The following is a 14,526-nucleotide window of genomic DNA, read 5'->3' on the forward strand; positions in this document are numbered from 1 at the left end:
CCATCGTCTCCGTCCTGCCCGAAGGTTCCGAGCATGCTGTCGAACTCGCTGCACAGTCTGGACGTCGCCCATCACATTCATCCGGTCACCAATCTGCGCCGGCATGAACGCCAGGGGCCGATCGTCATCGACCGCGGCGCGGGCATCTATGTCTATGACGACGAGGGCCGCGAATATCTCGAGGCCATGGCGGGGTTGTGGAGCGTCGGTGTCGGCTTCGGCGAGCCTCGCCTTGTCGCCGCGGCGACAAGGCAGCTGGAGAAGCTGCCCTATTACCATGTGTTCTCGCAAAAAGCGCATGCGCCCTCGGCGCTGCTCGCCACCAAGCTGGCAGAGATCGGTCCCGCGGGGCTCGATCGCGTCTTCTTCACCAATTCCGGCGGCGAGGCCAACGACACCGTCATCAAGTTCGTCTGGTATTACAACAACGCGCTGGGCCGGCCGGAGAAGAAGAAGTTCATCTCGCGCGAAGGCGCCTATCACGGCATCACCATTGCCGCCGCGAGCCTCACCGGGCTCGCTGGAAACCAGAAGGGCTTCGACCTGCCGCTGCCCTTCGCTCGGCACGTATCGCGCCCACACTATTACCGTAACGGTCTGCCGGGGGAGAGCGAGGCCGCCTTCGTGGAGCGGCTTGGCCAGGAACTCGAGGACATGATCCTCGCGGAGGGACCGGAGACGGTCGCCGCCTTCATCGGCGAGCCGCTGATGGGCGCGGGCGGGGTCATCGTACCGCCCGCGGGATATTGGCAGAAGGTACAGGAGATCTGCCGGAAGTATGATGTCCTGGTCATCGCCGATGAAGTGATCAACGGCTTCGGCCGGCTCGGCACGATGTTCGGCTGCGAAGCGCTTGGCATCGCGCCGGACATTCTTGTCTGCTCCAAGCAGATCACTTCCTCCTACCAGCCGCTCGCCGCCATCCTGATGAAGGACGACATCTTCCAGCCCATCGCGGATTATTCCGAGAAGCTCGGCGTGTTCGGTCATGGCTACACGACGGGGGCTCATCCGGTCGCGACGGCCGTGGCGCTGGAGAACCTCGCCATCATCGAGGAGCGCGGCCTCGTCGCCCGCGCCGCCGCCATGGGCGAGTATATGCGCGCCGGCCTTGCCCGCTTCGCCGACCATCCGCTGGTGGGCGAGGTGCGCGGCATGGGCCTCATCGCCGCGGTGGAGCTGGTGGCGGACAAGGCGACCAAAGCGCGGTTCGACCCGGTCGGCAAGGTCGGGCTGCGGCTGTTCGACCGCGCGCACGATCACGGCCTGATCATCCGCGCCATCGGCGACTCGATTGCCTTCTGCCCGCCGATGATCATCACCGAGGCGGAGATCGACGAGTTGTTGCGCCGGTTCACGCTCACGCTCGACGACATCACCAGCTGGGTCAACGCCGGCATGCCGGACGCCTGATCCCCGCACGCGTGCATCTGCCGCCATCTGCCACGAGCGTCCCCGGGGATGCTTCCGCCTGCCATCCGACGGGGCGGCGGGGCCCTGCGCTCGTCCTGGATTCCCTCGCCACGGGTATGTCGCCATGCGCCTTGAACCATATGACAGCGCCCAATCAATAGGCAGGTCTGGCGGTCGCCTGGAAGATGGTCGTTCTGCGCTCTGTGGCGCAAATCTTTCTGCACTCAGCGTCAAGAACCCCAGCCGCAAAGCACGTCTAATCCCGTCGACTGCTCCGACATTCCGCCGCTGGCCGACTGGGGACGAGGGTTGGGATCACCGATCCAACCGCTCGCTCGCCGGGATGTGGCGCGCGGACAGGGGAGCGCGTGCGAAAGGAAGCGCTGCCGTGCAGAATCTCCGCGTGGCCGTCGACGTCGGCGGCACCTTCACCGACATCTGCATCATGGATGAGGCGACCGGCCTCATCCGTATCGAGAAGACGTCCTCCACCCGCGATCCCATCGACGGGATCATGAGCGGTGTCGAGAAAGCCGGTATCGACCTTTCGCAGGTCGCGCTGTTCTCGCATGGCACCACGGTGGCCACCAATGCGCTGATCACCCGCCGACTGCCCCGCGCCGCCGTGGTGTCGACCAAGGGCTTTCGCGACGTCATCGAGATCCGCCGCGCCAACAAGGAAGACCTCTGGGACGTCTACAAGGACGTGGTGCCACCCTATGTGCCGCGCCGCGACCGGCTCACCGTGCCCGAGCGTATCGACGCGGCCGGACGCATCGTCGAGCCGCTGGACGAGGACGCCGCCCGCGATGTCGCCCGCATCCTGAAGAAGCGCGGCGTCGCCACCATCGCCGTGTGCTTCATGAACGCCTATCTCAACGGCGCCAACGAGCAGCGCATGCGCGAGATACTGAAGGAGGCGATGCCGGATATTCCGGTCTCCATCTCATCGCAGGTGCTGCCCGAAATCTTCGAGCACGAGCGCTTTTCCACGACCGTGGCGAACGCCGTCGTCAGCCCCGTGGTGGTCGACTACACGACAAGGCTCGGCGAGCGTCTGGCCGATGGCGGCTACACCCGCGACCTCCTGCTGCTGCACACCGGCGGCGGCGTGATGACGCCAGCCAGCGTGAAGGATTTTGCCGCCCGCCTCGCCGGATCGGGCATCGCGGCGGGGGCCATCGCCAGCCGCTACATCGCCGGTCTGTGCGGTTTCCCCCACTCCATCGGCCTCGATATGGGGGGCACCTCCACCGACGTGTCGCTCGCCTATAATGGCCAGTCGCGCGTCACCAAGGACTGGCATATCGAGTTCGGTTACCCGATCCGCTTTTCCTCCATCGAGGTGCTCACCATCGGCGCCGGTGGCGGCTCGCTGGCCTGGACCGATCCCGCCGGCGGCCTGCGCAATGGCCCCCAGTCGGCGGGCGCGTTTCCCGGTCCTGCCTGCTATGGCAACGGCAACACGCAGCCCACCAACACCGACGCCAATGTCACGCTCGGCCGCCTCGGCACCTCGCTGGCCGGCGGCAAGGTGCAGCTCGATCCGGAACTCGCCCGCCATTCGGTGGAGGAAGGCGTCGCCAAGCCGTTCGGCCTTGGCTTGCACGAGGCCGCGGACGCGATCGTCCGGGTCGCCAATGCCAACATGTCGGATGCGGTGCGGCTGATCTCGATCTCGCGCGGCTACGACCCGCGCGATTTTGCCCTCGTCGCCTTTGGCGGCGCCGGTGCGCTGCACGGGGTCGATGTCGCCCGCGAACTCGCCATTCCCGTGGTGATCGTGCCGCCCAATCCCGGTGTCACCTCGGCCCTGGGTTGTCTGCTGGTCGACATGCAGCACGATTTCTCGCAAAGCTGCATGGTCGCCGCCGATGAGGCCGACCCGGCCGCCATCGAGGCCCAGTTCGCCGCGCTGGAGCGCGAAGCGATGGAGCGGCTGACGCATGAGGGCGTCACTGAAGCCGACATCGTACTGCAGCGCTCCATCGACATGATGTATCGCGGCCAGTGGCGATCCCTTGCGGTCAATGCGCCGCGCCCGATCGGCGCCATTGCCGATCTGGTCGACCACTTCCACGCCGAACATAAGCGTGAATACAACTTCCGCCGTGACGACGCGCCGGTGAGCTTCTTCCGCCTCAATCTCAAGGCGATCGGCGTCGTGCCCAAGGCAGAGCTGGCCGTGCATACGCCCACCGGCGCCACACCCCTGCCCTCCTCCCACCGCCGCGTCTGGTTCGACGGCGAGGGTCTCGACACGCCGGTCTACGACCGCGACGAACTGCCCTGCGGTTTCGTCTTCGAGGGGCCGGCCATCGTCGAGCAGCTCGATTCCACCACCGTCGTCCCGCCGGGCGCGCGCGCCGAAGTCGACAAGTTCCTCAACATCATCATCCGTGTGAAGGGCTGAGACGATGGCCGAGCTCGACCCCGTGACCTTCGAGGTCCTCAAGAACTCCTTCATCACCAGCGTCGACCAGATGGGCGAGCAGATCCTGCGGACCTGCTACTCGTTCGTGATCTACAATCACGACTTTTCCAGCGCCCTGCACGACGCGAACGGCGAATGCGCCGCCCAAGGCAATGCGGACATCGCCGTGCATGTCGGCACGCTGCACTTCACCTGCAAGGAAGTGATGCGCCACTTCGCAGGCGACATGCACGAGGGCGACGTCTACGCGATCAACGACCCCTATGCCGGCGGCACGCATTTCTCCGATGTGCGCCTCATTCGGCCGATATTCGCCGACGGCAAGATCATCGCCTTCTCGCAGTCCAACGGCCACTGGTCGGATGTTGGCGGCTCGGTGCCCGGCTCGTTCGACGTCTCCGCCAAGGAGATGTTCAAGGAAGGGCTGCGCATCACCCCGGTGCGGCTGTTCGACAAAGGCCGCTTCGTCAAGGACGTGGCGCACCTCATCGCCTCCAACACCCGCGATCCCGCCTCGATCATCGGCGACATCCAGGCGCAGGCCGAAGCGACCGCCGTGTGCCAGCGCGAGATCCTGCGCCTCGTCGGCAAGTACGGTCGCGAAACCGTCGAGACCGGCTTGTCCGCTGTGCAGGACTATGTCGAGCGCTCGGCACGCGCGCGCATTGCCGCGCTGCCGGACGGCGAGTGGGAGACGGTCGACTTCATCGACCGTGATCCGGCGGGCGGTGAGGGGATGATCCCGATCCACATCAAGCTCACCATCAAGGGCGACAAGGCGATCTATGATTTCACCGGCAGCCACCCGGTGATCGGCTCCATCTACAATTCCGCCTTCGGCACCACCTTCTCGGCAGTGGCGGCGGGGATGAAGACCTTCTTCCCTGATCTGCCGCTCAATTCCGGCTTCTACCGCTGTTTCGAGATCATCGTTCCCGAGGGTTCGATCGTCGACGCGCAATGGCCGGTCGCGGTGACGGGCTTCCTGATGCCGTTCGAGAAGATCATGAACTCGATCTACGAGATGTGGTCGAAGCTCATGCCCGAGCGGGCGCTCGCCTGCGCGTTCAACCTCGAATATCTGCTCACCGGCGGGCGGGATGCGCGCACGCCCGACAAGCCGATCTTCATGTTCTACGACTGGCTGCCCGGCGGCTGGGGCGGGCGCAACGGTAAGGACGGCGCCAATGTCACGACCGCGTGCTTCGGCACCGGCATGATGGCCCAGCCGGTCGAGGGACAGGAACGGGCCAACCCGATCCTCACCACCGAATGCGAGATCCTCAAGGATTCGCCCGGCCCCGGCAAATGGCGCGGCGGCGCCGGCGTGGTGAAGACCTCGCTGATGCTGGCGGCCGAGAAGACGGTCATCTCCTACATCTGCGACCGCGAACGCGCGGTGGTCTGGGGCATCGAAGGCGGCCTGCCCTCCATGCCGCACGGGCTCACGCTGAAGCGCGCGGGTGCGGACACGGAGGAGCGGCTCGGCTCGATCTTCTCCGATGTGCCGATCGGCGAGGGCGACGTGTTCTCCCGTCCCACGGCCGGCGGCGGCGGCTTCGGCGATCCGCTCGATCGCGAACCGGCGCGGGTGCTGGAGGACGTGAAGGACGACTACGTCTCGGTCGAACGGGCCGCCAAGGATTATGGCGTCGTCATCCGCACCATCGATGCCGAGCTGTGCGAGTACGAGGTGGACGCGCCGGCGACCGAGGGCTTGCGGGCCACGCAGCGGAGCATGCGCGTCGACGAAGCGCGCATTGACCCGGAAGCGGTGGCCGCGCGCTACCGGGCCGGCGAAATCGACGCGATGGACGCCATCCGCCGCCACGCGGTGATCCTCGACTGGGGCACCGGTGCGCTGCTGCCGGAGTCCACGCGCCAGTTCCGCGAGGTCTTCGAACGCCGTTCGCTCGCCAATTGGAGACATTGATCCTCGTCGCCGCCCTCGGGCGGTGGAGCGTCGCCTGCGCCGCTCTTGCGGCGCCAGACAGTGCTTTCGGAGGGGTGGGCGAGAGCGTCCACCATCCTCTGCCAAAACCAACCAGAGGAAAAAGAACCATGTTCACCGCCACCACCCGCCATCCGGTCCTTTCGCGCCTGAGGCGCCGGACCCTCGCCGGCGCCGCGCTTCTCGCTTTCGCCGCCACCTCGCTCTCCCCGGCAGCGGCGGAGACCAAGTGGTTCCCGATGAAGATCTATGACGCCTCGTCGGGGACGCCGAAGGCGGCGGAGTACACGCCGCTCGCAAAGGCCGCTAAGCCCTACAATATCTGTGTGCTGTTCCCGCACATGAAGGACAGCTTCTGGGTCGCGGTTGCCTATGGCATCGTCAAGCAGGCCGAGACCTCGAACGTGAACATGAATCTCTACGAGGCCGGCGGCTACGAGAACCTGCCCAAGCAACTCTCGCAGTTCGACGACTGCATGGCCGCGAAGGCCGATGCCATCATCGTCGGTGCCATCTCCGGCGCCGGGCTGATGAAGAAGTTCGAGGAGGCCAAGGCCAAGGGCATACCGGTGGTCGGCGTCACCAACCCGCTGCCGCCCAACGCGCTGCCGGCCGCCAACTATGTCGACTTCGTCGCCATGGGCGAGGTCACCGGCGAGGGTCTGCTCGCGCAGACCAAGCCCGGCGAAAAGCTGAACATCGTCACCTTCCCTGGCCCGGCCGGCTCGGGCTGGGCCGAATCCTTCAACGAGGGCTTCAAGAAGGCCGTGGCGAAGAACCCCGACGCCAAGATTCTCGGTGAGAAGTTCGGCGATTCCGGCGTGGCCGTGCAGCTTCAGCTGATCCAGGACGCGCTTCAGGCCTATCCGAGCATCAACGTCATCTGGGGCACGGCGCCGACCGCCGAAGCCGCCATCGGCGCCGTTGCCGAGGCCGGTCGCGCCGACATCAAGATCGTCTCGTCTTACGAGAACCAGGCCATGCTCGACGCGCTGAACCGTGGCGACATCCTGGCCTTCGCCACGCAGTACCCGGTGGGTGAAGGGGCGATCGCGATCGACCAGGCGATCCGGTTGATCGAGAAGAAGCCGGTGATGTCGCTGGTGCAACCGGTCGCCGCGGTGATCGACAAGACGACCGTTCCGAACCTGCAGATGGATCTCGTGCTCGCACCGGCAAGCTGGAGCCCGGTCTATTCCGTCAAGGCGAAATGAGCGGAGCCGGCGTTGCCGAAGCGCGGCGATCCTCCCCCTCTCCGCGACGGGAGAGGGGGAGAGGCCGTGCCTCGCAGGAGCTGACGAACGCCGGAAAACGCGAATGGCACGGCCTCTGCAGCGCAGGCGGCCGAAGGAGAGCCGATGGACACCAGCGCAGAACTCCCGCGGGCGGCCGCTGCCGGTGCGTCACTGCTGGAGCTGAAGGGCATATCGAAGCGCTTCACCGGCGTGCGAGCCCTCGATCATGTCAGCCTTGATGTGCGCGCGGGCGAATTGCAGGTGCTGTTCGGCGAGAACGGTGCCGGCAAATCGACACTGATCAACATCATCGCGGGAACCTTCCCGCCGGACGAGGGCAGCATCCACTTCGACGGCGCGGAGATCCGCCACCTCTCGCCGCAGCGGGCGCGCGCGATCGGCATCAGCCCGGTGTTCCAGGAGTTCTCACTGGTGCCGAGCCTCACCGTCGAAGAGAACCTGTTCCTCGGCCGCGAGGCGTCGATCGGCGGCGTGCTGCGGGCTGGGGCAATGCGCAAGAAGGCCCGCGCGTTGATCGACGAACTGGGCTTCGACCTCCATCCGGGCCGGCGCGTTGACGACCTGTCGCGGGCGCATCAGCAGATGACGGAGATCGCCAAGGCCCTGCTCGGCAAGGTGCGCCTGCTCATCCTTGACGAGCCGACCGCCTCGCTGACCGATCGCGAGACCGGCCGCCTGTTCGAGCTGATCGCTCGGCTGAAGGCGCAGAATGTCGGCATCATCTACGTCTCCCACCGCATGCGGGAAATCCGGGCGCTGGCCGACCGGGTGACGGTGCTGCGCGACGGGCGGCACATCCGCACCCTCGACGCCGCGCGGGTGACCGATGGGGAGCTCGTCGAACTGATGACCGGCCGACGGATCGACGTGCTGTTCCCCTCCATTCCGCATGCGCCAGCCGAGGTGAAGGTCGATGTTGAGGGTCTTACCCTCGCCGACGGCTCGGTGCGCGACGTGAACTTCTATGCGCGCGCCGGCGAGATCACCGGCATCGCCGGCCTTGTCGGCTGCGGCAAGTCGGAACTGGTGCGGGCGATCTATGGTCTCGAGCCGGTGGTCGGCGGCATGGTGCGCATCGACGGCACGCCTTACGAGGCCGCGACGCCGCACGCGAGCCTCCAGCGCGGCGTGGCCTATTTCCCGGCCAACCGGGTCACGGAAGGTCTCGCCCTGTCGCGTCCCATCCGTGAGAACACCTCGATGACGGCGCTCGACCTGCCCCGGCTCGCCCGGTTCGGCATCATGCGCCGGGGCCAGGAGCGCAGTCTCGTGGCAGCCGCCATGGAGCGGCTGAAGCTGCGCCCGCCCAATATCGAGCGGTCCGCCGGCGCGCTGTCCGGCGGCAACCGCCAGAAGGTGATGCTGGGCCGGGCCCTGACCCGCGACCTCCAAGTCTTCCTGTTCGACGAGCCGAGCGTCGGCATCGATGTCGGGGCCAAGCTCGAGGTCTATGAGTTCATGAAGCAACTGGTCGAGGCGGGGGCGGCGGTCATTGTGGTCTCGTCGGAGCTGCCGGAGGTGCTGGCACTCTCCAACCGCCTCTACGTCATGCATCACGGCCGGATCGCCGCCGAACTGGCGGGCGCGGAAAAGACCGAACAGAACGTGCTGGCCTCCTTCTTCAAGGACCATCTGGCGACGGAGGCGGCATGAGCGCGCAGGCCTTCTCCCACGCGCCCGGTGGAGACGCGCGGCCCGGCATCGCCGCTGCCTTTGGCCGCCGCGTTCTCGGCCGCATCGGCTTCCTGCCGGCACTGCTCGTGCTGGTCGTCGCCGGCATGTCGGCCCTCGACCCGCAATTCTACGGGCCGATCAATATCCTCAACATTCTCCGCAATGCCGCGCTGCTCACCATCATCGCCTGCGGACAGGCCATGGTGATTATCGTCGGCGGCTTCGACCTCTCGGTCGGCGCGGTGGTGGCGCTGGCAAGCGTGGTCACCGCCAAGGCCATGGCCATGGCAGCCCTCGCCTTCCCCGGCAACGACGCGCTGATCATCGCCTGCGGCGTCATCGCCGGGCTCGGCAGCGGCGCGGTTGTAGGCCTGATCAATGGCCTGTGCGTCGCGCGGCTGAAAGTGTCCGGCTTCGTGGTCACGCTCGGCACCATGTCGGCCACCGCCGGTGTCGCCTTGATGATCACCTCCGGCATCCCGGTTTACGGCATGCCGCCGAGCTTCGTGAAGGAATTTGGTCGCGCCCAGTTTCTTGGCCTGCCGACAACGATCTACATCGCCCTGGCGGTGCTGCTGATCATGGTGCTGGTGCAGCGCCGCACACTGTTCGGCCGCTATGTCTATGCCATTGGCGGCAATGCCGATGCGGCGGTGGTGTCAGGCGTGCGCATCAAGCGCCATATCGTCGGGGCCTACATCCTGTCGGGGGTACTGGCGGCGCTTACCGGCCTCCTGCTCACGGCGCAGGTGGGCTCTGGTCAGGCGAGCTTCGGCGGCGATCGCATGATGCTGCAATCCATCGCCGCGGCGGTGATCGGCGGCGTCAGCCTGCGCGGCGGCATGGGACGGGTCGAGATCGTCGCGGTCAGCGCGCTGTTCCTCACCATCCTCGGCAATGCGCTGAACCTGCTCCACATCGATTCGCGTCTGCAGCCGGTGTTCCTCGGCGTCATCATGGTGGCGGCGGTGGCGCTGGACGAGCTCGGCCAGCGGAGGAAAGCCCTTGTCTGATCTCGATCTGTCGGCCGCACCGGCGACCGCCTCCGGGGCCCGGCGCCTCGCCGTCCAGGCCCTGTTGTGGCAGGCGGCAGTGCCTATCGCCCTCGTCCTGCTGCTGCTCGGCTTCGCAGCCGTGGAGCCGACAGTGCTGACCCCGGGCAATCTGGTGAACATTGTCCAGCAGGCGAGCTATCTCGCCTTGTTCGCCATGGCGCAGACGGTGGTGATCCTCACCCGCGGCTTTGACCTCGCGCTCGGGCCCACCGTCTCCATGGTCAGCGTGGGCGCCGCGCTTGCCATGGCCGGCACGGTGGCCAGCGGCTATGATCCGGTAGCGGTGCTGCTCATCGGCCTCGCCGCCGGCTTCGCACTCGGCGCCGCCTGCGGCCTGTTCAACGGCCTTGTCGTCGCCTGTCTCCGTGTCAGCCCCTTTGTGGCGACGCTCGGCAGCTACAACATCGCCATCGGCATCGCCACCACGCTGTCGGCCGGGCGACCGGTGCAGGGCGTGCCCGACCTGTTCTCGCACCTGCTTTACGGCGCCAGCGTGTTCGGCGTGCCCGCGGCTGTGCTCATCACACTCATTGTCGGCGCCACCCTCCATCTCGTGTTGACCCGCACCGTCTACGGCCGCGAGCTCTACATCATCGGCACCAATCCACGCGCAGCGACGGTAGCTGGCCTGCCGGTCAAGCGGCTGCTGGTCGCCACCTATGTGCTGTGCTCGACTCTGGCGGCGCTGGGCGCGCTGATGATGACCGCACGCACCGGTTCGGGCGAACCCAATCTAGGCGGCTCGCTGTCGCTGCAGGCCATCGCCGCTGCCGTGGTGGGCGGCACCAGCCTTGCCGGCGGGCGTGGCGGCGTCGGCACGGCGGTAGTCGGCGCGCTGTTCGTGACCATCCTGTCCAACGGCATGAATCTCACGCGGATCGACGGCTATGTGCAGATGGTCGTGCTCGGCGCCATCGTCATCATTGGCGTGGTCCTCGACCGGTTGCGGCTGGAGCGACGCTGATGCGCGAGAATGGTCGCGACATGGTGCCGAACAGGGCGGCGTTCTTTCCCTCGCTCTATGTGGCTTCCTCGCTCGATGACGCTCTCGCCGCCCTCGCCGAGCGCGGTGTGGAGGGTTCGCCCTTCGCGGGCGGCACCTGGATCATGCGGGCGCCGCTGCGCCACGAGCGGCCAGGGCGGGCCTATGTCGGCCTCGGCCGCGTCGCGGAACTGAGCCGGATCGAGAAGGAGGACGGCCATATCCGCCTCGGTACAGGTGTCACCCATGCCCACCTCGCGGAAAGCCTGCGTGACCTGCCGGATATGCAGGTGCTCGCAGAGGCGGCCGGCCGCTCCGCTAACCCGGCGGTGCGCCGGATGGCGACGCTGGGCGGCAATCTGTGCACAGCCAGCTTCTCGGCCGCCGACCTCGTCCCGGCACTGCTGTGTCTCGACGCCGAGGTCGACATCGCCTCGCCCGCAGGCGTGGAGCGCCTGCCGCTGGAGCGGTTCCTCGCCCGTCGCCCTTCGCTTGAAGCCGGGCGGTTGCTGACGAGTGTGCGAATCCCACGCTCGCTCGGCCGCAGCGCGCATGCCCGCCTGCCGCTTCGCAAGGCGGGCGACTACCCGACCGCCATCGTCAGCCTGTCGGTGGAGCGTGAGGCGGCCGGGCGCGTCACCAAGGCGCGTGTCGCCGTCGGCGCCGTCGAGGCTGTTGCCCGGCGCTGGCCGCGCCTCGAAGCCGCGCTCATCGGCGCTCCGCTCGACGCCGCCTCGGCCCACCGCGCGGCGACGGAACTTGCCGGTGAATTCCACGGGCGCGACGGCATCGATGCGCCCGGCTGGTACCGCATCAGCGTGCTGCCGACCCTCGTCCGACGGGCGGTCGCGGCGCTTCACTGATCAACACGGGAGGTCCTGATGCCGATCGACATGACAGTCAATGGTGAGGCGAGACGTACCGCCTGCGATCCGCTGACCCCGCTCATCGATGTGCTGCGGGACGAGTTCCACCTCACGGGCGCGAAGCCCGTGTGCCGCGAAGGCTTCTGCGGCGCCTGCACGGTGCTGGTGGATGGCACGCCGACGACGTCCTGCCTGACCCCGGCCGCTCTGCTCGAGGGGCGCGATGTCGTCACCATCGAAGGCATGTCGGCCGGCGACCGCCTCAACGCCGTCCAAGCGCAGCTGGACCTGAACGACGCCGTTCAGTGCGGCATGTGCTTTCCCGGCATGGTGGTGACCCTGACCCATTTTCTCGATCACAGCCCCCGGCCGAGCCGCGATGACGTTCGCGCCGCGCTCACCGGCAACATCTGCCGCTGTACCGGCTATGAGCGCATCGTCGAGGCGGCGCTGGCCGTCGCCGGCGCCCGCATGGAGATGCCCCGGTGACCGTCGATGCCGTGATGGAGTTTCGCCGCCGCGATGCCCGCGACAAGCTGACCGGGCGCACGCGCTACACCATTGATCGCGCGGCTCCGGGCATGCTGCACGCCGCCGTACTGCGCGCACCGGTCGCGTCGGGGCGGCTCGTGAGGCTCGACACCTCGAAGGCCGCCGCGCTGCCGGGCGTGCGTGCCCTGGCGACCGCCGCCGACGCGCCGGGTCGCGTGGGAATCGGCATCGCCGATCATTCGCTCTTCGCCGAGGATCGCGTGCGCTATGTCGGCGAACCGCTTGCCGCCGTGGCCGCGGACACACCGGAGCAGGCACTGGCGGCGCTTGCGGCGATCGAGGTCGAGATCGAGCCGCTGCCGGCCGTCGTCACCATGGAGGAGGCGCTGGCACCCGATGCCCCGCTCGTCCACCCGCACTGGCAGGACTATGAGATTCTGTTTGAAGGCGGCGCCCGCGCCGGCAATGTCGCCTGGGAGGCGACGGTCGTGCGCGGTGATGTCGACGCCGCCTTCGCCCGGCCGGATGTGACGATCATCGAGAGCACATTCCGCGTTGGCCGGCAGAACCACATGGCCTTCGAGCTGCGGGCAGCCGTGGCGCGCTATGAGGAAGGCCGCTTCCATATCGAGACATCCACGCAGGTGCCGTGGACCGTGCGCATCGCGACCGCGCGATTTCTCGGCGTGCCCGCCTCGCATGTGCGGGTCACCGTACCGCCGGTGGGCGGAGCCTTCGGCCTCAAATTCGACATTGCCATCGAACCCTTCGCCGCGCTTCTGGCGAAGAAGAGCGGCCGGTCGGTGCGGCTGGCCAATTCGCGCGAAGAGGAAATGCTCACCTGCCTGTTCCGCGAGAATGCAGAGATCCGCATTCGTTCCGCGGTGACGCGGGAGGGCGAGATCGCCGGTCGCGAGGCGGTGGTGCTGATGGATTGCGGCGCCCATGGCGGCGAGCAGATCTTCCTGACCACCATGACCGCCCACACGCTGGGCGGCAATTACCGGCTGGGTGCGGTCCGCCTCGCCTCCCGTGCCGTCTACACCAACACTCCGCCCAACGGCGCCTTCCGGGCCTGCAACGGGGTCTACAACACCTTCGCGCTGGAACGGCACACCGACGAGATCGCCGCCGCCCTCGGCATGGACCCGCTCGAGTTCCGCCGGCGCAATGTGCTCGGCGACGGCGATCTCGGCGCCACCGGCCAGGTTTTCGAAGGTGAGGTGCTGCGCCCGATGCTGGCGCGCATGGACGCCCTGCGCGCGCGCCACGAGCCGGCTCGCGCCGAGGATGGGCGCCTTTACGGGCGGGCGACGACCGTCGGCACCTGGTTCGTGTTCACGGGGCCGTCGGCGGCAACGGTCAACATGAATGCCGATGGCAGCGCCACACTCGTCACCTCCGGTGTCGAGATCGGCTCCGGCTCGATGATGCAGAGCCTGCCGCAGATCGTCGCCGGAGCCCTCGGCATCCGCCCGGAGGATGTGGTGGTTCGTCAGGCCGACACCGATGCCTCGGGCTACGATGTCGGCGTCGGCGGCGGCAGGCAGACCGTGTCGCTCGGCGCCGCCAGTCTCGCGGCGGCGGAAGACGTCCGGGGAAAGCTGTTGGCCGTCGCGGCGCAGATGCTGGATGCCACCCCGGACGACTTGGTGATGGGCAATGGACGGATCGAGATCGCCGGGCCCAATGGAACCGGCTTCAGCATTGCCGAGGTGACCGCACGGGCGCAGGCCCTGTCGGGCCCGGTCGGCGGTACCGGTAGTTCCACCCGCAAGGGTGTACCCGCCCTGCCGGGCTGCGTCGCCGGCCACTTCATCGACGCACTCGATATTCCGGTCTTCGCTGTCCATGACTGCGATGTCGCGGTGGATCCCGATACCGGCCATGTCGAGGTGTTGAGCTATCGCGTCGTGCAGGATGTGGGGCGGGCGCTCAACCGCAGCGCCATTGGCGGCCAGATCCAGGGTGGCGTCGTGCAGGGGCTGGGCTATGCGCTGCACGAGGAGGTGTCGATCGACGCCTGCGGCCGTGTCCGCCAGGCGGGCTTCGAGACCTACCGCGTGCCGCTCGCCGGCGACGTGGTGCCGGTCGAGATCGACCTGTTCGAGGGCGCGCCATCGCTTGGACCGCTGGGCGTCAAGGGTGCAGGCGAGGTGCCGATCCTCAATGTAGGGGCGACGGTGGCCTGCGCGGTGGCAAACGCCACGGGCCTTCGGGTGCAGGAGCTCCCGCTGACGCCGCCGCGCGTCCTCGCCCTGCTGCTCGGCCGCGAACCGGAACTCACCTTCCCCCATATCCTGCAAGCGTGGGTGGACAATCTGGTGCTGCCCCACAGCGGAAGGGAATGATCACGGCGCGATCCGCGATGGCGTTCCAGCCTGCGTCGCTCGCGGGCAAGCG

Annotated in this window: 10 protein-coding genes; all 10 read left to right on the forward strand. The window is 67.5% G+C overall.

What is annotated here, in order from left to right:
• The first annotated feature begins 33 nt into the window (after window positions 1-33).
• The 10 genes from OU996_RS01270 to OU996_RS01315 all read left to right on the forward strand — a co-directional run bounded on the left by OU996_RS01270 (window position 34) and on the right by OU996_RS01315 (window position 14,474).
• Window positions 34-1,413 (forward strand): aspartate aminotransferase family protein, encoded by a 1,380-nt coding sequence (locus OU996_RS01270; RefSeq protein WP_267583874.1) that lies wholly within the window; start codon window positions 34-36, stop codon window positions 1,411-1,413.
• A gap of 388 nt (window positions 1,414-1,801) precedes the next feature.
• The gene (locus OU996_RS01275) at window positions 1,802-3,826 is read left to right on the forward strand and encodes a hydantoinase/oxoprolinase family protein (RefSeq protein ID WP_267583875.1); all 2,025 of its coding nucleotides are present in this window, start codon (window positions 1,802-1,804) and stop codon (window positions 3,824-3,826) included.
• Window positions 3,827-3,830: 4 nt separating this feature from the next.
• Window positions 3,831-5,780, forward strand: coding sequence for a hydantoinase B/oxoprolinase family protein (locus OU996_RS01280; protein ID WP_267583876.1), 1,950 nt, complete (start codon window positions 3,831-3,833; stop codon window positions 5,778-5,780).
• A gap of 128 nt (window positions 5,781-5,908) precedes the next feature.
• The gene (torT, locus tag OU996_RS01285) at window positions 5,909-7,012 is read left to right on the forward strand and encodes a TMAO reductase system periplasmic protein TorT (RefSeq protein WP_267583877.1); all 1,104 of its coding nucleotides are present in this window, start codon (window positions 5,909-5,911) and stop codon (window positions 7,010-7,012) included.
• 144 nt (window positions 7,013-7,156) lie between these two features.
• Window positions 7,157-8,707: a sugar ABC transporter ATP-binding protein gene (locus tag OU996_RS01290; RefSeq protein WP_267583878.1), complete on the forward strand. Its 1,551-nt coding sequence runs from the start codon at window positions 7,157-7,159 to the stop codon at window positions 8,705-8,707.
• On the forward strand, window positions 8,704-9,741 hold the full coding sequence (locus tag OU996_RS01295; protein WP_267583879.1) for an ABC transporter permease: 1,038 nt from the start codon (window positions 8,704-8,706) through the stop codon (window positions 9,739-9,741). The genes OU996_RS01290 and OU996_RS01295 overlap by 4 nt, the downstream gene beginning before the upstream one ends.
• Window positions 9,734-10,747 carry an ABC transporter permease gene (locus OU996_RS01300; RefSeq protein ID WP_267583880.1) on the forward strand — a complete coding sequence of 338 codons (1,014 nt, stop codon included), beginning with the start codon at window positions 9,734-9,736 and terminating at the stop codon, window positions 10,745-10,747. The genes OU996_RS01295 and OU996_RS01300 overlap by 8 nt, the downstream gene beginning before the upstream one ends.
• Window positions 10,747-11,628: an FAD binding domain-containing protein gene (locus OU996_RS01305; RefSeq protein WP_267583881.1), complete on the forward strand. Its 882-nt coding sequence runs from the start codon at window positions 10,747-10,749 to the stop codon at window positions 11,626-11,628. Before OU996_RS01300 ends, OU996_RS01305 begins: the two co-directional genes overlap by 1 nt.
• Window positions 11,629-11,646: 18 nt before the next feature.
• Window positions 11,647-12,120 carry a (2Fe-2S)-binding protein gene (locus tag OU996_RS01310; protein WP_267583882.1) on the forward strand — a complete coding sequence of 158 codons (474 nt, stop codon included), beginning with the start codon at window positions 11,647-11,649 and terminating at the stop codon, window positions 12,118-12,120.
• 14 nt (window positions 12,121-12,134) lie between these two features.
• Window positions 12,135-14,474, forward strand: coding sequence for a xanthine dehydrogenase family protein molybdopterin-binding subunit (locus OU996_RS01315; protein ID WP_267585547.1), 2,340 nt, complete (start codon window positions 12,135-12,137; stop codon window positions 14,472-14,474).
• The last annotated feature ends 52 nt before the right edge of the window (window positions 14,475-14,526 follow it).

It is taken from the genome of Ancylobacter sp. SL191, from assembly GCF_026625645.1.
GTDB lineage: Bacteria > Pseudomonadota > Alphaproteobacteria > Rhizobiales > Xanthobacteraceae > Ancylobacter.